The following is an 18,163-nucleotide window of genomic DNA, read 5'->3' as shown; positions in this document are numbered from 1 at the left end:
GGACCATGCCCGACCAACTCCTCCCCACCTCCCCCGGTTTCTGGCGCAGTCCGTTGCGCGGCCCCTGGTTCACGTCCGTGCTCGGCATCGTGCTGCTCGGCGGGATCACGGTGCTCTTCGTGACGGGCCTGGTGTCGTACGCCGCCTACAACCCGGGGCTGTCACCGGTGAACGACAAGACCCCGGACAAGGGCCTGCTGGGCTTCTACCTCTTCGCCTGGCCGACCGACCCGCCCTGGCTCTACCGGCTCACCCAGGGCGTCCACGTCACCCTCGGCATCGCGCTGATCCCCGTACTGCTGGCGAAGCTGTGGTCGGTCCTGCCGCGGCTGTTCACCCTGCCGCCCGTGCGGTCGCTCGCGCACGCGCTGGAGCGGATCTCGCTGCTTCTGCTGGTCGGGGGCGCGCTGTTCGAGTTCACCACAGGCGTGCTGAACGTCCAGCTCGACTACCTCTTCCCGGGCTCCTTCTATCCGCTGCACTTCTACGGGGCCTGGGTGTTCTTCGCGTCGTTCGTGACGCACGCGGTGCTGCGGGTTCCGGCGGCGCTGCGCAATCTGCGCCACCTGCGCGACGAGGAGAGCGAACTCGTCTCCCCGACCCCGGCCCCGCCCACCTTCTCCCGTCGCGGCGCCCTCGGTCTCGTCGGCGGCGGCTCCCTGCTCCTGTTCGCTACGACGGCGGGCCGGAGCTTCGACGGACCGCTGCGGGAAACGGCTCTGCTCGCGCCGCACGGCGGACCCGAGCCGGGTTCGGGCCCGGGCGGCTTCCAGATCAACAAGACGGCCGCGTCGCGTGGGATCAGCACGACGGAGACGAGTGACGAGGCGTGGCGGCTGGTTGTCGAGGGGCCCGGCCGGACGGTCCGGCTCAGCCGGGCGGAGCTGCTGCAACTCCCTCTGCACAGCGCCACGTTGCCCATCGCCTGCGTGGAGGGCTGGTCGACCTCCGACCAGTCGTGGCGGGGCGTACGCCTACGGGATCTGGCGGCGCTCGTCGGCTACGAGAGCGACGCGCCGCCCGACGTACTCGTGGAGTCGCTCCAACGGCACGGGTCGTTCCGCCGGGCCGCCCTGCGCGACAACCAAGTACGCGACCCGCGTGCCCTGCTGGCCCTCTTCGTCAACGGCGCGCCCCTGACCCCGGACCACGGCTACCCGGCGCGGATCATCGTGCCCGCGGCGCCCGGGGTGCTCAACACCAAGTGGGTGGCACGGATGACGTTCGGAGACCTGTGATGCGACGACCTGTGCTGCGACGGCTTCCGGAACGCCTGCACGTGGGGAGCCCATACGTGGGGAGCCCCTTCCAACTCCTGCTTCTCGCCTGCTCGTTCGCACTGGCCGGGTACGCGGGCGTGCGGCTGTTCGCGGACGACTGGTTCTCGGTCGCGTTGTGGTTCGTGGGCGCGGCACTGACGCACGACCTGGTGCTGGTGCCCCTGTACGCAGGCGCGGACCGGATCGTCACACGGGCGCTGGGTGTGCTCGGCCGCCGGGAGTGGACTGTGTTCGTACGCGTCCCGGCGGCGTTCTCCGGCCTACTGCTGCTGATCTGGTTTCCGCTGGTCAGCGGACAGGTGGCGGACCACTACCGGTCTGCCACCACCCTGTCCGGCGACGTGTTCCTGGCCCGCTGGCTGCTGATCACGGCGGCGCTGTTCGGCGGCTCGGCGGTGGCCCTCGTGCTGCGGTCGGCGCGGTTGCGCAGGGCGACGAAGGAGCGGCCACCGGTCGTCCACTGATGCGCCGGGCGCCAGTCGGCGTCCGTCGCGAGCCGGAGCAGAGCCGGGGTACCGAGGCGGGCCCAGGGGAAGGGCGGGCCGGCGGACGCGTGAGCGTCGGCGGCGAGGCGGACGACGTGGACGGTGACGCGTTCGTCGACCTCGCCGTCGGGGACGGTCTCGGTGATCAGGAGACCGCCGTGACGGAGGAGTTGGGACATCCTTCGCAGCAGGGCGCCCGGGTCGCCGCCGATACCGATGTTGCCGTCGATGAGAAGGACGGTGTCCCAGCGCCCTTCGGCGGGGAGCGGTTCGAAGACGGAGCGTTGCAGCGCCTGGCCGCCGAGCCGCACAGTGCGGGCTACGGCGGCTTCGCTGACGTCGACGCCGAGCGCGGGCAGGCCCCGGGACGCGAGTTCGGCGACGAGCCGCCCGGGCCCGCACCCCACATCGAGCACGGCCCCTTCACAGCGCTCCAGAACGTCCATGTCCGCCGCGTCGGCCCTGGCGCACCAGCGTTCCACTTCCAGCGGCAGCAGCCAGCCGTCGGCGCGACGGAGGAAGAGTGGCCCGCCACCGGTGGCCAGTGCCTCGGAGTACGGGTCGGCAGCCCAGGGGCGCGGAACACCGAGGGACGCGACGGACGCGGGACGGTCCGAGCCGATCGTCCTCGGCGACGTGATCTCGTGTGCGGTGCTCATCGACCGGCGACCGCTCCCAGGCGCCCCAGCTCAGCGGCGAACCGGCTCCCCGGGGCCGATGCGGCGACCGCCGCCGCGTCGCCGGCGGTGTCCACGTCCCGGAGGCACGGCAGCATGCGCACCCGCAGGCCCGCCCCGACGAGCCGCTCGTGCTGCACGGCACCCGTCGTGGGCGTCGACATCGGCACACCGCGCAGCAGTTCGGGGTCGGGGCGGGCGAGACCCAACGCCCAGAAACCGCCGTCCTCGGCCGGGCCGACATACGCGTCGCAGTTGCCGAAGTCCACGGTGAGCAGCTCGGACGTCACCTGGGGGGTGTCCATGCCGATGAGCAGCGCGGGTCCGTCACAGCCGGCGAAGGCGGCGGCCAGCCGCTCGTCCAGACCCCCCGCGCACTGCGGGACGACGTCGAAGCCGGGCGGCAGCCAGGGTCCTGGGGCGCCGTCGAGCACCAGCACACGCCGCCTGGCGGGGGTCGCCGCCACGGTCCGCAGGGTGTCCACGAGCGCCGCCTCGGCGAGCGCCGCCGCTTCCCGGGGCGTGAACGGCGGGGTGAGCCGGGTCTTGACCCGGCCCGGCCGCGGTTCCTTGGCGATGACGAGAAGTGTGGTCACTGAGCGGTTCCTCCAGGGAGTACGGAGAGCGAGCCGGCGCCGGTACCGTCCCGGGGCACCGGCGGTTCGGACAGGACCCGGCCCATGTCCCGTACCGCCTGCCAGGTGCCACGCCAGGTGCCGGTGACCTTGGAGGCACCGGTACGCGGCAGGTACGGCACGTCGTGCTCGACGACGCGCCAGCCGGAGTCGGCGGCGCGGACAACCATCTGCAGCGGGTAGCCGCTGCGGCGGTCCGTGAGTCCGAGGTCGAGCAGCTGTTCGCGGCGGCCGGCGCGGAGCGGGCCGAGGTCGTGCAGACGCAGCCCGGTGCGACGACGCAGCATCCGTGCCAGCACGAGGTTGCCCATCCGGGCGTGCGCGGGCCAGGCGCCTCGGCCCTGCGGGCGGCGCCGCCCCAGCACGAGGTCGGCCTCGCCCTGGCGTACCTCGCGCACGAAGGGCTCGAGCTGGGCCGGGTCGAGTGACGCGTCGCAGTCGCAGAAGCACACGATCTCCGCGGTGGCCGCCGTCAGCCCGGCGTGGCAGGCGGCGCCGAAGCCGCGGCGGGTCTCGTGCACGACGGTCGCGCCGAGGGCGCGGGCCAACTCCGGCGAGCCGTCCGTGGATCCGTTGTCCACCACCAGCGCGCGCCAGGTGGGCGGGATGCGGGCGAGCACCCAGGGCAGAGCCTCGGCCTCGTTCAGGCAGGGGAGCACCACGTCGACGGTCGCCGCAACCGTCGCCGCCTCCGCTTCTGATGCTGAAGCTGAAGCTGACTCTGATGCTGATGCTGATTCAGGAGGGGTCATCACGACTTTCACCCTACGAAGACAAAAGGGAGATAGCAGACTCGCGCTCCTTACGAAACGCGGACGTCGATTGGGGGGCACGCGAGCGAGCCGAGGGCTACTCCCCACGCAACTTTGCCCTCGCGAATTCCCGCATGCCGTCACCGAACCCGACCTCGGCCTTCCAGCCCAGCTCGGCCCGCAGCCGGGACGAGTCCGCCGTGATGTGGCGTACGTCCCCCAGGCGGTACTCCCCGGTCACCACGGGCTCGGGCCCGCCGTACGCGGAGGCCAGCGCCTGCGCCATCTCCCCCACCGTGTGGGGCTCTCCGCTGCCGGTGTTGTACGCGACCAGCGCCCCGGCCCGGGCCTCGGCCTCCAGCGCCGCCACGTTGGCTGCGGCCACGTCACGCACATGTACGAAGTCCCGCCGCTGCCCGCCGTCCTCGAACACGCGTGGAGCCTCGCCCCGGGCGAGCGCGGACCGGAAGAAGGACGCGACCCCGGCGTACGGGGTGTCTCGCGGCATGCCCGGCCCGTACACGTTGTGGTAGCGCAGCGAAACCGCCGAGCCACCCGTCGACCGGGCCCACGCCGCCGCCAGATGCTCCTGGGTCAGTTTGGTCGTCGCGTACACATTGCGGGGGTCGACCGGAGCGTCCTCGCCGACCGTTCCCGGTGTCAGGCCTTCCCCGCACCGTGGGCACCGTGGTTCGAACCGTCCCGCGTCCAGATCGGCCACGGTCCGGGGGCCGGGTCGTACCGCACCGTGTCGCTCGCAGGTGTACGAGCCCTCGCCGTACACGACCATCGACCCGGCCAGCACAAGGTGGCGCACCCCCGCGTCGGCCATGGCGGAGAGCAGTACGGCCGTACCGAGGCCGTTGTGCGACACGTACTCGGCCGCGTCACCGAAGTCCTTCCCGAGTCCCACCATCGCGGCCTGATGGCAGACGGCGTCCACACCCGGCAGTGCGGCGGCGACCGACTCGGCGTCGCGCACGTCCGGGCCGTCACACAGGTCGAAGACGACCGCCTCGTGCCCCCGCGCGGTCAGCGCCTCGACGACATGACTCCCGATGAACCCGGCTCCGCCGGTGACCAGTACTCGCATGACCGGAACGCTAGGAGCAGGGACGCACCGCAGGGCAGCCCCACGCCCATGCCGTCACAGCTCCGTAAGACCTGAGCGGAGGCGACAGCCCCTCCTACCGCGCCCCGGGGCACCCCGGTCCGGACGCTCGCCTCACGCCCGCTTCGTCGCCCTGCCGACCGCTCTGACCCTGCGGTCGAACCTCCGGTTCAGCAGCGGCAGCAGCACACCGCCGAACCGCGCCAGCGCTCGCGTGCCCGTGTCCGGGCAGATCACGAAGCGCCGCCGGTCGATGCCGGCGACGATCGCCGCCGCGACCTGGTCCGCGGCGAGGGGTTTGATCGTTCCACCGACCGCCCGGGTCTCCGCCGGCTTCCACCGGTTCTCCTCGGCGAGCTGTGGGGTGTCCACGTCCGGCGGGAAGACCACGCCGACATGGACCCCGCGCGGTGCGAGTTCCGCCCGTAGCGACTCCATGAGTCCGCGTACGGCGAACTTGGCCGGCCCGTACGCGCTGTAGCCGAAGATCCCGATCAGACCGGCGGCCGAGGACACCGCGACCACGCTGCCCCGCCCGCGCTCCACCATGCCGGGCACCACGGCCCGCAGGGCGTACAGCGTGCCGAAGTAGTCCACCTCGATCATCTCCCGGAAGACCTCGTCCGCCAGCTCCAGGAAGTGCCCCGGCCGCGCGAGCCCCGCCGACGTGACGAGGATGTCGCAGGGCTGCCCCCGCTCCTCCTCCAGCTCCGTGATCGCCCGGGTCAGGGCCGCCTGGTCAGCCACGTCCGCCGTTCTCGCGGCGGCCGACAGCTCCTTCGCCGCCGCCTCCAGACGCTCTCGCCCCCGCGCGATCAGCGATATCCGGGCGCCCCGCTCCGCGAGCAGCCGGGCCGTGGCCAGCCCGATGCCACTCGACCCGCCGGTCACGATCACATGGGCCGAACCGATGTGCGGAGGACGCGCTCTTCGCAGGGACATGACATGGAGGGTAGTGGCCGCTCACCGCACCCTCGACGGGCGCGCATGACCTTCGCTGTCTCAAGGTCGATACTTCTGTGCGCAGTGCACAGAGTGGGGCTTGCCGCGCCGGGTCTCAGCAATCCCCAGCACCTCGACCGGTTGGCCATCCGTACGTCATTCGGACATTCGGACACTGCGACTTGGTTACGGATCTCCCGCGTTCTGGTGGCTGTGCGGTGAGCTGGTCATGATGGGCGCATGACGTTGGCCGCGCGGGCGTTCACACAACTGGCGACTTGGCCCGATCTCGCCGAGGTGGAGCCGAGCTGCGGCATCGGTCGCGCACTCGCCTCAGCCCATGGCGAGATTGCGCACTTCCATTCCGACATGGACGTTGACCTGTACCTCACGGCCAGGGCCATCCGGCGGTTCGAGGAGCACCTCACGGGCGCCTCCGCCGTCCGGCTCGTGCCGGGCTCGCACTGGGTGACGCTCCACCTGGATGTCTCCGGGGACATCGACCTGCTCATGACCTTGGTCAGCCTTGCCTTGCAAGCTCACCAGGCATGGCCGGTTCCGGGCGACGGCCCACGCGCACGGTGCAATGATCAACACAGCGGGACACTTCCGCACGAGAATCTCAGCGGAAGCTGAGCAGCGCCCTTCCAGACAGGTGGCACCGTGGCGGACAAGGCACGCGAAGAAGACGCCATTCACGGAATCGTGGAGCGCCTGAAGAACGCCTTCAGCGCGACCTACAGCCCGGCCGAGGTCGAAGCGGCCGTAGCCAAAGCTCACGCCTCGTTCACTGACCGGCCTGTACGCGAGTTCGTCCCCGTGCTGGTCGAACGCCAGGCGCGGAGCGTCCTCAACAACCATCCAGCTGCCGACGCATAGCCAGGAACGAGGGCGCCCTCCGACTTCAGGCTCCTTGCGCACCCGCCGGCCAGCCGCGAGCGAGCGCCGGCAGCCACACCAGCCGTGCTGGAACCCGGCCCGGCCAACGTTCGGCTGGCCAGCCGTCAGGCGCTGTCGCCGGACCGGTGGTAGCGGCCCGGCTCGCCGGGGCACGAGTCGTACAAGGCCCGGCCTCCCGGGCCGAACGGCCCCAGCTCGGTCTGCAGGAGACGCCTGTGTCGATCTCATCTGGCGTCCAGCCGGTGATGTCGAGAATCCCGTCCAGCGGTCCGCCGGCGCTGCCGGATGAGCCACCGCTTACCGATTGGCCTGAGACCTGGGCACGGCGGCCCTGAGAGACTGCATCGCCGTGTTGTGTTTGTGAGGAGATGCCATGCAGGTAGCCGTGGTCACCTTTGACGGATTCAACGAGCTCGACAGCTTCATCGCCTCCGCGCTGATCAACCGGTGCCGTAAGAACGGCCTGGAGGCGTTCGTCACGACGCCGACGCCGGTGGTCATCTCGATGAACGGCGTCGAGGTGAGCGGGCAGCGCCCGATGGAGTTCGTGACCGAGGCCGACGTCGTACTTATCGGCAGCGGGGTCAAGGCACGAGAGGTGGTGGCCGACGACAAGCTGATCTCCAGGCTGCCGCTGGACCCCTCGCGACAGCTGATCGGCGCGCAGTGCTCCGGCGCGCTGGTGCTCGCCCGGCTCGGTCTGCTGGACGGCATGCCTGCTTGCACAGACATGACGAGCCGGCCCTTCGTGGAAGCCTCGGGCGTCACCGTGCTGGAGGCTCCGTTCCACGCCGAGGGGAACATCGCCACGGCGGGCGGCTGCCTGGCCTCGCAGTACCTCGCCACGTGGGTGATCACCCGGACACTCGGAGAGGACGCGGCGCGCGGTGTCCTCGACTACGTGGCTCCGGTCGGCGAGAACCAGGAGACCGTCGAGCGCGCCCTGCACGCCGTGCAGGCCGGGGCAGCCGCCCTGCGCTGACGCCCGGCCGATCCCCCGGACTGCCGTTGCACCACCGGGCATTACGGTCATCGAGCCCATGCGGTTGCAGGTTCCCGGGTCATGCGGATGGTCGTGGCGGCTCCTGGGCCGCGTTGGGGGCGGGCTGCGGGGCGTGGTCCCGTCCAGACACCGCTGCCGATTGTTGTTCACGGGGCTCGGTAGGTCAGCACAGTGCGTGCTGCGGCGGCTTTGTCGTTCTCGTCGGTGAGAGCGAACAGACTCATCAGTCCGCTGGCGGCGGCGATATGGCCCACCTGGTCGATGAGGGCGCCGTAGTACTGGGTGAGGGCGTCCCGCAGCGGGGCGTCGGTATCGTCCACGGCCTGCCTGCCGGCCTTCAGGCCCGCCAGGACGAACGGCAGCGAGGGCGCCGGGATCCAGGGCGGGGTGAGGATCTGCCGGGAAAGGACATCGAGGTTGCTCGACCGGTGCGAGGTGAGCGTTGCCCGACACAGGCCGGCGTATGCGGCGGTGAGCCATGCCGCGGCCTCGTGCGGCCGCGAGCCGATGATCCGGAGGCAGCGTGGAAGGCGAATGCTGCTGCGGCTCGTGCGTCGGCCCATACACCCGGCCGTGCCGGCGGACTTCGTGCCGGCCCGGGTGCGTGCGGGAGATCCGGGGCGTGATCGCCGTATTGACGCCTGCGGTCAGCCGCCGTCTGCTGGGCCACGGCCCGCGCCAGGTGGTGGAAGTCGGTGCCGGACTCGATGATGTTGCCGCCGAAGGTGAGCCGGCCCCGATGACCGCGCACGCAACGCAAAGAGTTGCTGCGGTCTTGACCTCACGCCGACGAACGGGCGAGCTCGGACGGTGTTCCATCCCACGGTGTAGACGATCAAGGCGTGGGATCACACGGGCACGTGCCCGGGGGGGCGCACCATCGTGCGCCGGCGTGATCGGCGATCGCCGACCGGTCGACGGCGTCACGGAGCGTGCCTCACTCGAGGGTGCCTCACTCGCTGACATCATGGTTCTCCGCATGAGACGGACGGCGCGGACAGGGCGCGGACTCACGTGGTGGGGCGGGAGTGCACGCTGACGGAATAGCCGCAGCCCTGGTAGTAGGGATCGCCGCTCCAGGTGGCATAGCGCTGCCGCAGGGTCAGTCCGGCCTGGGTGCACCAGTGGTCGAACTCCGTAAGGGTCACCGGCGGTTCCGGCAGGGGCAGGTGTGCCGCGTCCAGGCCCATGCCTGTGACCAGCAGACCGCCGGGACGCAGTACGGCGGCCAGCTGCCGGACGACGGCTGGTTCGGTGCCGGGGGCCAGCAGGGGGATGACGTTTCCGGCGGCGAGCGCCAGGTCGAAGCCCGGATTCAGGCCGAGTGTGTCCAGACGGGCCAGGTCACCGAGGAGCCACTCTTGTGTGGGGGCGTCGCGGCGGGCGACGGCTAGCATCGATGGGTCGATGTCCACGCCGGTGCAGTGGTGGCCCAGGGCGGCGAGCCGGATCGCGATCCGGCCGGTGCCGCAGCCGGCGTCGAGTATCCGGGTGGCGGGCTTCAGCAGCGCGGCGCAGAAGGCGGCCTCGCCATGGATGTCGTGGCCGGACTCGGCGAGCCGCGCGAAACGCTGAGCGTATTCCTCTCCGGCCTGTCCGCCGGTCAGTTCCGTCCAACGGTCGCCTTGCCCGGTCATGTTCAGCATGCCTTCCGGTCAGCCTCGCCCAGCAGGGGCGCGGACGGTGCCATCGCACTTCTACGCTCGTAGGTGTGGACCTCGCGGCCTGCTACGAAGGTACACAGAGCGAGGCTCGAACAGCAGCCGGCCGTACGCCACCTCAGCACCCGTACCTGACCATCCGCCTGCCGTGGCCGTCGTGCACCCAGTGGTGTGAAGAGACCCGGGTGTTCGCGTACTCCCTGCGGTGGGACGGGTTCAGCGCTCTGGTCTCCGTCGACACGGCCACGCACTACAAGGCGGCGACAGCCAGCGATCGGCTTGACCAGTCCCGTGAGGATGCCCAGGGCAAGAGACGCGGGCAGGCCGTACGACCGTCAGAGCGGGTGTCGGACGGCCGGGCCACGCGCAGCATGGACGCCACCACCGGGGTCAGCGTGTGAAGCACGGTCGCACCCAGCCGGGTGGTGGTCATCAGCCCTGCGTTGCGCAGCGCCGTCGCGTGCCGGCCGGCCGAGGACGCGGAGACACCCGCGACCCGGGCGATCCCCCCGGTGGGGCCGGCCGCCGCGGTGTACAAGGCGACGGCCCGGGGCCGCCCCCAACAGGTCGGCCAGGGGCCCGAAAGGGACGTCCAGGCTTCCCCGACGGGGGCGGCACTCGTGGAACACCGGACAGCCCGGACCGGGGATCCGACGGCCCGCCGGCGCAGCAGCAGGCCCATATCCTGTCGGACTGCCGTCCGGACTGCCGCCCACCGGCTGCGGTGGTGTGCGGAAGTACGCCGGCCCATCCCCGCCGGTGCCGCAGGCAGACGTCCGGGTCCGTCCGTCACGCTCGATGGATCCGGACGCTTCGCTGTACGAAGCGGACCCAGGTGTACATCTTCTTCGGCGTCCACACTTCGAACGACATCAAAATGATTGCGGGCATGGACCCGATTCGCAGATGCTTTCTCCACCGCCGACACTTCGCTGCTCACGGAGGAACTGTGCGACTTTTGCGAAAATGGCCATCCCTTCGGTCTGCGGGCGTTCTTCTGATCCTGGCAACGGTGACCTGTTCATGCGGACAGACGCTTTCCGCAAAGGGAGACAGAGAATCCGAGCGCTCCGCGCGGAGTCTCACGACGGCGGAACGGGAGACGCTGGACCGCGCCGAGTTGTATCTGACGGGGGCCTGCATGAAAGCGCATGGTTTCTGGTACGACACAGCAGTTTCCTCTCGCACCGATCGTGAAACCGCGAAAGACGAGGATCAGGCACGCCGAAGGTTTCCCTACGGTATCGACGACGTCGACTGGGCCCTCGAGTACGGGTTCGGGGATACGGACCACGGCGAGTCCCCGCCCTCCCGTTACAACCGAAACCTTCGCTACTTCCAGAGCCTCTCCGCGAGTCGCCAGCGGTTGTACCAGTCAGCGCTCGGTGGATCCGGCACCCACACGGTGGCCGTGCGCCTCACCAACGGCTACACGCTGAAGACCAATACAGACGGCTGCATGTCCGAGGCGCAGGGGAAGCTCTACGGAGATTTCTTCGCCTGGTACAGGTCCGACACCATTGTTGGCAATTTGAATTCCGAGAGAGATCCGAAGGTATTCAGGGACCCGGCGTACAAGAAAAAACTCTCCCTGTGGTCTCGCTGTATGTCCGAAAAGGGGCATCGGGTCGAAAGTCCCCAGCAGTTGCGCGAACAGTACGTCAATGATTCCAAGAAACTCGGCGCGACACTCAAGAAGTCCACGCAACGGAAGCTCGCCGTAACCGAAGCCATCTGCGTGCGTTCCAGTCGGCTCGCCCGGACGGGGCAGCAACTCGCCGATGACTATGGCGCCAAAGAGCGGGCATTCCGTAAACCGGAGATCGAAATGCAGCGCAGGTTGAGCGTCGACGCACTGGCACGCGCCCAAAGCCTTCTCACCGACGGCGGGTAGTCCAAGAAGCCGTCACGTTTCCCAAGGGTTCACACTCCAAGGAGATCATGTATGCGTAAGAAACTGCCCCTGCTCGCCGGCGTCGCTTTCGCGGCGACTGTTGGCCTCACCGCTCCCCAGACGGCTTCGGCGGCCCCCAAGGCGGCTCCGGTCTGCCCCGTCAGCTACTTCTGCGTGACGACGGACGACAACTTCAACGGGCTGCAGATCAACTGGTACGGCGACGACGGGTACTGGGAGAGCAACATCAACAACCAGGACTCCTCCTGGGCGAACCGAGGCACCACGGGACCCGGAATCCCCGCCTCGGTGCAGGTGTACGACGGCTTCTGGCAGCTGGGCGCGAGGACCATCTGCGTCAATCCGGGCTCGTACGTCTTCCACAACGACGACGCCAACGACCGTGGCAGCTCGCACGAATGGACCAGGGGCTGCTGACATCGGCCGACGCACCAGCAGAAAAGGCGCTGCCACCGACGGCGTCGGTCCGACCGGGGCAACTGGACGAAAGGTCTCACCTGAGATGAACAAGACGAGGACGGCACGGCTGGTGGCCTTGGTGCTCGTGGCGGCCGGCTTTGCGGCGGCCCCCGGGGTCGCCTATGCCGGAGATCCCAACAACTGCCGAAGCGGCTACTTCTGCGTGACCACCGACCGGGACTACAACGGACAGTGGATCAGCTGGTACGGCGACGACGGGTACTGGGAGAGCAACATCAACAACCAGGACTCCTCCTGGATCAACCGCGGCATCACGGGCCCGGGAATTCCTGCCCATGTGCAGGTGTACGACGGATTCTGGCAGTTGGGCGCCGAGACGATCTGTGTCAGCCCGAACCAGTCCTACTCCTACAGCTCGGCGGACAACGACCGCGGCAGCTCGCACGAATGGACCAGCGGCTGCTGATCCTGGCACCAGGCTCACCACCGAACATCCCGCCGGCATCTCGGTGGTCCGCTGTGTTCTCCCGCAGCGGACCACCCAAGGTGCCGGCACCTCACTGTGACCGGCTGGTTGAACCGAGGAACCCGTCCCAGGCTCTCGGCTGCCTTCGCGTCGCCTCTTCCGTCCTGAAATCACTCGGTCCCGAGCAGGCGCATCCCTAAAGGCGTCGAGGCATGCAGAACGTACTTGCCGTCCCGGTGACTGCTCACGAACCCTCCTTCGCGCAGAACCCCAACTGGTAACTGACGCTTGCAGGACTGATCCCGACCGCTTCGGCGACATCTGACGAGGTTCCGTCATGCATGTGGGCGAATTCGGCGAGCACAGCGGCTCTGGTTCGGCCGAGCAGCAGTGCGACTCCATCGTCGGTTGCCCGGACACCGTCCAACGGAGTCCTCGGCACTGGACAGACGAGCACCGGGGGAAGCGCGGGGTCGGCGATGGCCGTGGGCCGACGCCAGCAGAAGAAGGAAGGAACCAGAAGGAGCCCTCGCCCGTCGAGATGCGGCTCGCGGTCGACGGGATACGCCACCTCCAGCACCGGCGAGTCCCAGCGGGCCGGCGGACAGAAACCGTTCAGCAACGCTTGGACACCGCCGCCGAGCATGGCACGGACGCGCAACTCGACGTCGCGGCGCACGACATCCCGGATGCGGGGCCAGTGCGGCCGCAACAGCTCACCGAAGCACGCATCCAGGGCGCGCGTCACTGGAGGAGTTCACTGCCTCCCCGTGTGACCAGCCCCGCAGCCCGAGGGGGCAGCTCCTGCGTCGCGCACTTCTGGAACAGCGACCGCGCTGGGAGCCACCGGAGTGTCCTCGAAGCGAGACACTCCGGCCAGAACCCGCCACCACCGGAAGTAGCGGACAAGCGGTCCGGGTCCGCCCGGGAGGCAGGCTTCCCGTGCACCGGTCAGACGGCGTTGACGGCGTCGAGGAAGCGTGCGGCGAGCTCGGCGTCGCCGGTGACCGTCACGTCGCTGTCGCGCCAGGACGACCGCTGCGTGCCCCAGTCGGGGAGGGGCAGCGCGGGGGCGGTGACTGGGGAGGCCGGGCCGCCCCTGGGGAGAATCTGGCGAGCACCGGCGGTGCTGGAGAGCGCTTGGTCAGAATCCGAGTCCCTCCTTTCCGATCCGATCCGACATTCGCGCAGGTCACAAGCGCGTGTCTGCCATACCACCAACACCCGCAGAACCTTCTGGCGGGCTCCCTACCCTGTGTCTACCTTCCACGACACCACCCGCCCTTGCCGACCGCGAGCCACAAGCCGACCTGGCGCCCCAGCGGTGCCTCAGGGAAACCAATGACCATGCGACCCTCACACTCCCGTTAGCGTTCGCACACGTGCCCCCCGCTCACTCAGCGTTGATACTTTTCGAGAGAGACGGCTCCCAAAGCCACCTAACTACACGTAAGCCATTTCTGACGAGCCGTCATCAAAGTCGGCATTGAGTCACCATCGATACCACCAGAGCCCGCTTCCGACCACCATGAACCGCCAAGATCAATAACTGAACGACCCTAGCTCTGACCTGCAAGAACATAGGCCAGAGGCTCGTCTGTCAATCTCACCAGGAGGTACCCATGAAGATGCTCATCAACGTTCCGGAGACCGTGGTCGCGGACGCGCTGCGGGGCATGGCAGCCGCCCATCCCGAGCTGACCGTCGACGTGGAGAACCGGGTGATCGTACGGCGGGACGCGCCCGTAGCCGGGAAGGTGGCCCTCGTCTCCGGTGGCGGGTCGGGGCACGAGCCACTGCACGGCGGGTTCGTGGGGCCCGGGATGCTGTCGGCGGCCTGTCCGGGTGAGGTGTTCACGTCTCCCGTGCCCGATCAGATGGTGCGGGCCGCGGCCGCCGTGGACAGCGGGGCGGGCGTCCTGTTCGTGGTGAAGAACTACACCGGCGACGTCCTCAACTTCGACATGGCGGCCGAACTCGCCGAGGACGAGGGCATCCAGGTCGCGAAGGTCCTCGTCAACGACGACGTCGCCGTCACCGACAGCCTCTACACGGCCGGGCGGCGCGGTACGGGCGGCACCCTGTTCGTGGAGAAGATCGCCGGTGCGGCGGCTGACGAGGGGCGCCCCCTGGAACAGGTGCGCTCCATCGCCCAGCAGGTCAACGACAGTTCCCGCAGCTTCGGCGTCGCACTCGGCGCCTGCACCACCCCGGCGAAGGGCAGCCCCACCTTCGAACTGCCGCCGGGCGAGCTGGAGTTGGGCGTCGGCATCCACGGCGAACCGGGCCGGGAGCGGCGGCGGATGATGACCTCGGGCGAGATCGCCGACTTCGCGGTGGAGGCCGTGCTGGAGGATCTCGACCCGCGCAATCCCGTGCTGGTCCTGGTCAACGGGATGGGTGCGACGCCGCTGCTGGAGTTGTACGGGTTCAACGCCGAGGTGCAGCGGGTGTTGAGCGGTCGCGGGATCGCCGTGGCCCGCACACTCGTCGGCAACTACGTCACCTCGCTCGACATGGCCGGCGCCTCGGTGACCCTGTGCGAGATCGACGAGGAACTGCTGCGACTGTGGGACGCGCCGGTGCGTACGGCGGGTCTGCGCTGGGGCATGTGATCCCCGCCGGACGCGCGGGGCAGTCATCGCCCGGGGCGGCGGACCGCTCTCCGGGAGAGACAGCGACCAACGTACCTACCACGCAAGGAGATCCAGTGCTCGACGCCGACTTCTTTTGCCGCTGGATGACGGCGATGTCCGTGTCCGTAGGCCGCGAGGCGGAGCGGCTCACCGCCCTGGACTCGCCGATCGGCGACGCCGACCACGGCAGCAACCTACGACGCGGCTTCGACGCCGTGGCCGATGTCGTGGCGGAGAAGGTGCCGGACACTCCCGGCGCCGTTCTCGTTCTCGCCGGAAGCCGGCTCATCTCGACGGTCGGCGGAGCCTCGGGCCCCCTGTACGGCACGTTGCTGCGCCGGACGGGCAAGGCGCTCGGCGAGGCGGCCGAGGTGAGCGCGGAGCAGTTCGCGGACGCGCTGCGCGTCGGGGTCGACGCGGTGATGGCGCTCGGCGGGGCGACGCCCGGCGACAAGACGATGATCGACGCTCTCGTGCCCGCCGTTGACGCCCTCACCGAGTCGTTCGCCGCCGCACGCACCGCCGCCGAACAGGGCGCCCTCGCGACCACTCCCCTGCAGGCCCGGAAGGGCAGAGCGAGTTATCTCGGCGAGCGCAGCATCGGTCACCAGGACCCGGGGGCCACCTCGGCGGCCCTGCTGATCGCGACGCTCGCGGAGACCGCCGGTGAGTGACGGGACCGGCCTGGACGGCGAGAAGGGCGAGCGACTGGTCGGGGTGGTGCTGGTGTCGCACAGCGCGGCGGTGGCCGCCTCGGTGGCGGAGCTGGCCCGGGCACTCGTCGGCGGCGGGGCCAACGTTCCCGTCGCGGCGGCAGGCGGCACCAAGTCCGGCGGGCTGGGCACGAGCTCCGAACTGATCACCGCGGCGGCCCGTTCCGTGGACCGGGGTGCCGGGGTCGCCGTCCTGGCGGACCTGGGCAGCGCGGTCCTCACGGTGAAGGCCCTCCTGGCGGAGGGCGACGAACTCCCGGACGGCACCCGGCTGGTGGACGCCCCGTTCGTCGAGGGTGCGGTCGCCGCGGTCGTCACGGCGTCGACGGGAGCCGGCCTCGCGGCGGTCGAGGCGGCGGCCTCGGAGGCGTACACGTACCGGAAGGTGTGAGCGAGCGCGGGGGAGGAAGCAGCGGGGAACGGTTCTCGGACCGGCCCGCCACCCCCTCCCCCGCACAGGCCGGCTCAGTCGCCGGCCACGGTCTCGTCGCTCGCGGTGCCCTCGGCGGTCGGGCCGACGAACTGCTTCGCCAGCCGCTCCCCCGCCTCCACCGCCGCCGCGTGGTTCTCGATCGGCGACACCCTGGAGTTCTTGAAGACGATGTACGTGACGCCGGAGGCCGTTCCGCCGCCGTGCGGGTCAGGGTTGATGCCCAGCGCCGCGGCGGTCGCGTAGGACGCCTCACCGATGATGTCCTGCGGGCCGGTGTCGCCGACGACCGCGTACTGCACACGGTCCTTGTAGATGACGGCGGCGACCGAGCCGCCCCGGATGCCGTGGTCGCGGTAGTTCCAGATGCCGCTGGCCATCGGGACGACGATGAACGGCAGGCGTTCGGGGTCCAGATAGCGGCCGTCGGACTGCTGGAAGGCGGTGGAGTCGGCGAAGTACGGGTCGGTGCGTCCGTTGCACCGTGGACCGGGCCGGCCGTCACAGTCGATGTCCATGTCGGCCTTCCAGAAGACGGCGTCCTCGGTGCCGCAGACGGGGATGTCCGCGCGGGCTCCGGAGTCGCTGCGGTAGTGGCCGTTGGACACGGGAGCGCAGTCACGCACCCTGGCCAGCAGGTCGGAGGCCCGGACGCTGCCCTCGTACCGCACCGGCTCGTTCGGGCGGACGGCGGCGGGCAGCGTGGTCGGGGCGAGCAGGGCGGCGCCGGCCACGGCGAGCGTCAGCGTCTGGACACGCACGATAGGGGCCTCTCCTGGGGGATCTGACGGACACTCGGTCCAATCTGGTGCCGGTCCGATCACGCGGCCACCGTTAGGGGGCCGTACGGTGCATGCCCCGAACTCCCGACAGGGATTGGGCACCTGAGTACGTGTCGGCTCGGGTCCGGCGACGACAGTTGTTCCGCACCCCTCTTGATGCACACGCCCCACCAGGTCCATATTGGTCCGGACCAATGCCGCGCAGGGAGGTCGGAGGGGGGAGCAGCTGTGCGACGCGTCGCCCGGTACGTCACGTCCGGCTGCGGGGCACTGCTGCTCACCGTCTCCTGCGCCTGGAGCGGGGACGGGAGCGGCACGGACGGCCGACTCCCGCCCGCCCCGGCCGGGGTCACGGCCGCCGCGGGCAGCGCCACGAGCGTGCACGTGATGTGGAACCGGGCGCCGGACGGGCCCGAGGCCGCCGCGTACGAGGTGTATGGCGGCTCGGTGAAGGTCAAGGAGGTACCCGGCTCGGAGTACATGGTGGACGTCGTCGGCCTCGCCCCGTCCACCGCGTACGTCTTCACCGTGCGGGCGCGGAACACCGACGGGCGCTTCGGGCCACGCAGCGAGGGTGTCCGGGCGACGACCCCCGCCTCGTCCGCCACGGACACCACCGCCCCCACCCGCCCCGGCAGCACGCGGGGCACACCCGCCGGCAGCCGGTCGGTCCAGCTGTCCTGGGGCGCGTCGACGGACGAGCGAGGTGTGGTCTCGTACGACATCCACCAGGGCGGGTCGAGAATCCACACCGTCGGCGGGGACCGGACGACGGCCATGGTCACCGGGCTGCGGCCGGGCACCCGCTACACCTTCACCGTCCGCGCCCGCGACGCCGCCGACAACGTCTCCCCCGCAGGCGCACCCGTACGGCTCACCACCGCCCCCGGCACCGACGACGGTCGCGCCACCGCCCCCACCGCCTTCCGTACGGCGACCCGTCGCACGGACGGGGCGTACTACCTCGACCTGTCCTGGACTCCGCCGCGTACCGACGGTCTGATCACGGAGTACGAGATCCAGCTCGACGGGCGTTCGGCCACGTCCCTCGTGTGGGGCGGGCCCGCCCCGCGCGAACGGGCGTCGTACAGCTTCTACGTGGGCCGGGAGACGGGGGCCGCGTACCGGGTGCGGATCAGGGCGCGGCTGCCGGACGGGACGTGGGGCGGGTTCTCGGCGGAGCGGACGGCGGTGACGGCGCCGTAGGGCGTGCGGGCGACGCAGTCGGGCCGGGGCCCGGATCGTCTTGACAGCCCATCAGCGGTGCGCCGTACGAACGAATCCGTCACCTGCCCGGTGGCTGTCCAGGTGCGGGCCGGGCCGGGAGCACTTTGGCTGGCTCCGAGGCGGCACGG

General features: G+C 70.1%; 21 protein-coding genes and 1 pseudogene. 13 read left to right on the top strand and 9 right to left on the bottom strand.

What is annotated here, in order from left to right:
* Positions 1 to 5: 5 nt before the first annotated feature.
* The gene (locus ACW4TU_RS42180; RefSeq protein ID WP_457422345.1) at positions 6 to 1,238 is read left to right on the top strand and encodes a molybdopterin-dependent oxidoreductase; all 1,233 of its coding nucleotides are present in this window, start codon (positions 6 to 8) and stop codon (positions 1,236 to 1,238) included.
* Complete coding sequence (locus ACW4TU_RS42175; protein WP_457422343.1) at positions 1,238 to 1,744, top strand: hypothetical protein; 507 nt, start codon at positions 1,238 to 1,240, stop codon at positions 1,742 to 1,744. The genes ACW4TU_RS42180 and ACW4TU_RS42175 overlap by 1 nt, the downstream gene beginning before the upstream one ends.
* A 191-nt stretch (positions 1,745 to 1,935) precedes the next feature.
* Here the strand turns inward: ACW4TU_RS42175 and ACW4TU_RS42170 are convergent.
* The 5 genes and pseudogenes from ACW4TU_RS42170 to ACW4TU_RS42150 all read right to left on the bottom strand — a co-directional run.
* A pseudogene (locus tag ACW4TU_RS42170) lies at positions 1,936 to 2,211 on the bottom strand (class I SAM-dependent methyltransferase); the annotation flags it as partial.
* Positions 2,212 to 2,420: 209 nt separating this feature from the next.
* On the bottom strand, positions 2,421 to 3,038 hold the full coding sequence (locus ACW4TU_RS42165; RefSeq protein ID WP_457422341.1) for a TIGR04282 family arsenosugar biosynthesis glycosyltransferase: 618 nt from the start codon (positions 3,036 to 3,038) through the stop codon (positions 2,421 to 2,423).
* Entirely contained in the window at positions 3,035 to 3,829 is a 795-nt protein-coding gene (locus ACW4TU_RS42160) for a glycosyltransferase family 2 protein (protein WP_457430583.1), read from the bottom strand. Before ACW4TU_RS42160 ends, ACW4TU_RS42165 begins: the two co-directional genes overlap by 4 nt.
* A gap of 97 nt (positions 3,830 to 3,926) precedes the next feature.
* Positions 3,927 to 4,922, bottom strand: a complete 996-nt coding sequence (locus ACW4TU_RS42155; protein ID WP_457422339.1) for an NAD-dependent epimerase/dehydratase family protein — start codon at positions 4,920 to 4,922, stop codon at positions 3,927 to 3,929.
* Between the two features lie 132 nt (positions 4,923 to 5,054).
* Positions 5,055 to 5,882 carry an SDR family oxidoreductase gene (locus tag ACW4TU_RS42150; RefSeq protein WP_457422337.1) on the bottom strand — a complete coding sequence of 276 codons (828 nt, stop codon included), beginning with the start codon at positions 5,880 to 5,882 and terminating at the stop codon, positions 5,055 to 5,057.
* A 240-nt stretch (positions 5,883 to 6,122) separates the two neighbouring features.
* Between ACW4TU_RS42150 and ACW4TU_RS42145 the strand changes: the two genes are divergently transcribed.
* From ACW4TU_RS42145 to ACW4TU_RS42135, 3 genes are all read left to right on the top strand, one after another.
* Positions 6,123 to 6,518, top strand: a complete 396-nt coding sequence (locus tag ACW4TU_RS42145; RefSeq protein WP_457422335.1) for a luciferase domain-containing protein — start codon at positions 6,123 to 6,125, stop codon at positions 6,516 to 6,518.
* 27 nt (positions 6,519 to 6,545) lie between these two features.
* A complete protein-coding gene (locus tag ACW4TU_RS42140) occupies positions 6,546 to 6,761 on the top strand; it encodes a three-helix bundle dimerization domain-containing protein (RefSeq protein WP_457422333.1) in 216 nt (71 codons plus the stop codon).
* A gap of 394 nt (positions 6,762 to 7,155) precedes the next feature.
* Positions 7,156 to 7,764 carry a DJ-1/PfpI family protein gene (locus ACW4TU_RS42135; RefSeq protein WP_457422331.1) on the top strand — a complete coding sequence of 203 codons (609 nt, stop codon included), beginning with the start codon at positions 7,156 to 7,158 and terminating at the stop codon, positions 7,762 to 7,764.
* A gap of 167 nt (positions 7,765 to 7,931) precedes the next feature.
* On the opposite strand, the gene ACW4TU_RS42130 is transcribed toward ACW4TU_RS42135, so the two are convergent.
* Together ACW4TU_RS42130 and ACW4TU_RS42125 are read right to left on the bottom strand one after the other, a co-directional pair.
* Positions 7,932 to 8,348: a hypothetical protein gene (locus ACW4TU_RS42130; protein WP_457422329.1), complete on the bottom strand. Its 417-nt coding sequence runs from the start codon at positions 8,346 to 8,348 to the stop codon at positions 7,932 to 7,934.
* Positions 8,349 to 8,795: 447 nt separating this feature from the next.
* The gene (locus tag ACW4TU_RS42125; RefSeq protein WP_457422327.1) at positions 8,796 to 9,422 is read right to left on the bottom strand and encodes a class I SAM-dependent methyltransferase; all 627 of its coding nucleotides are present in this window, start codon (positions 9,420 to 9,422) and stop codon (positions 8,796 to 8,798) included.
* Positions 9,423 to 9,631: 209 nt separating this feature from the next.
* Here ACW4TU_RS42125 and ACW4TU_RS42120 point away from each other — a divergent pair, with 209 nt between their 5' ends.
* The 4 genes from ACW4TU_RS42120 (at position 9,632) to ACW4TU_RS42105 (ending at position 12,247) form a co-directional block, all read left to right on the top strand.
* Complete coding sequence (locus tag ACW4TU_RS42120; RefSeq protein ID WP_457422325.1) at positions 9,632 to 9,847, top strand: hypothetical protein; 216 nt, start codon at positions 9,632 to 9,634, stop codon at positions 9,845 to 9,847.
* Between the two features lie 434 nt (positions 9,848 to 10,281).
* A complete protein-coding gene (locus ACW4TU_RS42115; RefSeq protein WP_457422323.1) occupies positions 10,282 to 11,340 on the top strand; it encodes a hypothetical protein in 1,059 nt (352 codons plus the stop codon).
* A gap of 51 nt (positions 11,341 to 11,391) precedes the next feature.
* Positions 11,392 to 11,778 carry a peptidase inhibitor family I36 protein gene (locus ACW4TU_RS42110; protein ID WP_457422321.1) on the top strand — a complete coding sequence of 129 codons (387 nt, stop codon included), beginning with the start codon at positions 11,392 to 11,394 and terminating at the stop codon, positions 11,776 to 11,778.
* 85 nt (positions 11,779 to 11,863) lie between these two features.
* On the top strand, positions 11,864 to 12,247 hold the full coding sequence (locus tag ACW4TU_RS42105; protein WP_457422319.1) for a peptidase inhibitor family I36 protein: 384 nt from the start codon (positions 11,864 to 11,866) through the stop codon (positions 12,245 to 12,247).
* Between the two features lie 244 nt (positions 12,248 to 12,491).
* Here the strand turns inward: ACW4TU_RS42105 and ACW4TU_RS42100 are convergent, their stop codons facing one another.
* Positions 12,492 to 12,995, bottom strand: coding sequence for a hypothetical protein (locus ACW4TU_RS42100; protein ID WP_457422317.1), 504 nt, complete (start codon positions 12,993 to 12,995; stop codon positions 12,492 to 12,494).
* An 874-nt stretch (positions 12,996 to 13,869) separates the two neighbouring features.
* Between ACW4TU_RS42100 and dhaK the strand changes: the two genes are divergently transcribed.
* The 3 genes from dhaK (at position 13,870) to ACW4TU_RS42085 (ending at position 15,987) form a co-directional block, all read left to right on the top strand.
* Complete coding sequence (gene dhaK / locus ACW4TU_RS42095; protein WP_457422315.1) at positions 13,870 to 14,862, top strand: dihydroxyacetone kinase subunit DhaK; 993 nt, start codon at positions 13,870 to 13,872, stop codon at positions 14,860 to 14,862.
* 95 nt (positions 14,863 to 14,957) lie between these two features.
* On the top strand, positions 14,958 to 15,557 hold the full coding sequence (dhaL, locus tag ACW4TU_RS42090) for a dihydroxyacetone kinase subunit DhaL (protein ID WP_457422313.1): 600 nt from the start codon (positions 14,958 to 14,960) through the stop codon (positions 15,555 to 15,557).
* Positions 15,550 to 15,987 carry a PTS-dependent dihydroxyacetone kinase phosphotransferase subunit DhaM gene (locus tag ACW4TU_RS42085; protein WP_457422311.1) on the top strand — a complete coding sequence of 146 codons (438 nt, stop codon included), beginning with the start codon at positions 15,550 to 15,552 and terminating at the stop codon, positions 15,985 to 15,987. Before dhaL ends, ACW4TU_RS42085 begins: the two co-directional genes overlap by 8 nt.
* A gap of 74 nt (positions 15,988 to 16,061) precedes the next feature.
* Here the strand turns inward: ACW4TU_RS42085 and ACW4TU_RS42080 are convergent, their stop codons facing one another.
* Positions 16,062 to 16,787 carry a glycoside hydrolase family 75 protein gene (locus ACW4TU_RS42080; RefSeq protein ID WP_457422309.1) on the bottom strand — a complete coding sequence of 242 codons (726 nt, stop codon included), beginning with the start codon at positions 16,785 to 16,787 and terminating at the stop codon, positions 16,062 to 16,064.
* 249 nt (positions 16,788 to 17,036) lie between these two features.
* Between ACW4TU_RS42080 and ACW4TU_RS42075 the strand changes: the two genes are divergently transcribed.
* On the top strand, positions 17,037 to 18,014 hold the full coding sequence (locus tag ACW4TU_RS42075) for a fibronectin type III domain-containing protein (RefSeq protein ID WP_457422307.1): 978 nt from the start codon (positions 17,037 to 17,039) through the stop codon (positions 18,012 to 18,014).
* Positions 18,015 to 18,163 lie beyond the last annotated feature (149 nt).

This window comes from Streptomyces kryoterrae (assembly GCF_054072135.1).
This window is presented reverse-complemented; position numbering and strand designations above follow the sequence as displayed.

Coding starts and splice junctions, on each gene's coding strand:
- ACW4TU_RS42180 (WP_457422345.1), top strand. CDS start 6: ATGCCCGACCAACTCCTCCCCACCTCCCCCGGTTTCTGGCGCAGTCCG.
- ACW4TU_RS42175 (WP_457422343.1), top strand. CDS start 1,238: ATGCGACGACCTGTGCTGCGACGGCTTCCGGAACGCCTGCACGTGGGG.
- ACW4TU_RS42160 (WP_457430583.1), bottom strand. CDS start 3,829: ATGACCCCTCCTGAATCAGCATCAGCATCAGAGTCAGCTTCAGCTTCA.
- ACW4TU_RS42155 (WP_457422339.1), bottom strand. CDS start 4,922: ATGCGAGTACTGGTCACCGGCGGAGCCGGGTTCATCGGGAGTCATGTC.
- ACW4TU_RS42150 (WP_457422337.1), bottom strand. CDS start 5,882: ATGTCCCTGCGAAGAGCGCGTCCTCCGCACATCGGTTCGGCCCATGTG.
- ACW4TU_RS42145 (WP_457422335.1), top strand. CDS start 6,123: ATGACGTTGGCCGCGCGGGCGTTCACACAACTGGCGACTTGGCCCGAT.
- ACW4TU_RS42135 (WP_457422331.1), top strand. CDS start 7,156: ATGCAGGTAGCCGTGGTCACCTTTGACGGATTCAACGAGCTCGACAGC.
- ACW4TU_RS42130 (WP_457422329.1), bottom strand. CDS start 8,348: ATGGGCCGACGCACGAGCCGCAGCAGCATTCGCCTTCCACGCTGCCTC.
- ACW4TU_RS42125 (WP_457422327.1), bottom strand. CDS start 9,422: ATGACCGGGCAAGGCGACCGTTGGACGGAACTGACCGGCGGACAGGCC.
- ACW4TU_RS42110 (WP_457422321.1), top strand. CDS start 11,392: ATGCGTAAGAAACTGCCCCTGCTCGCCGGCGTCGCTTTCGCGGCGACT.
- ACW4TU_RS42105 (WP_457422319.1), top strand. CDS start 11,864: ATGAACAAGACGAGGACGGCACGGCTGGTGGCCTTGGTGCTCGTGGCG.
- dhaK (WP_457422315.1), top strand. CDS start 13,870: ATGAAGATGCTCATCAACGTTCCGGAGACCGTGGTCGCGGACGCGCTG.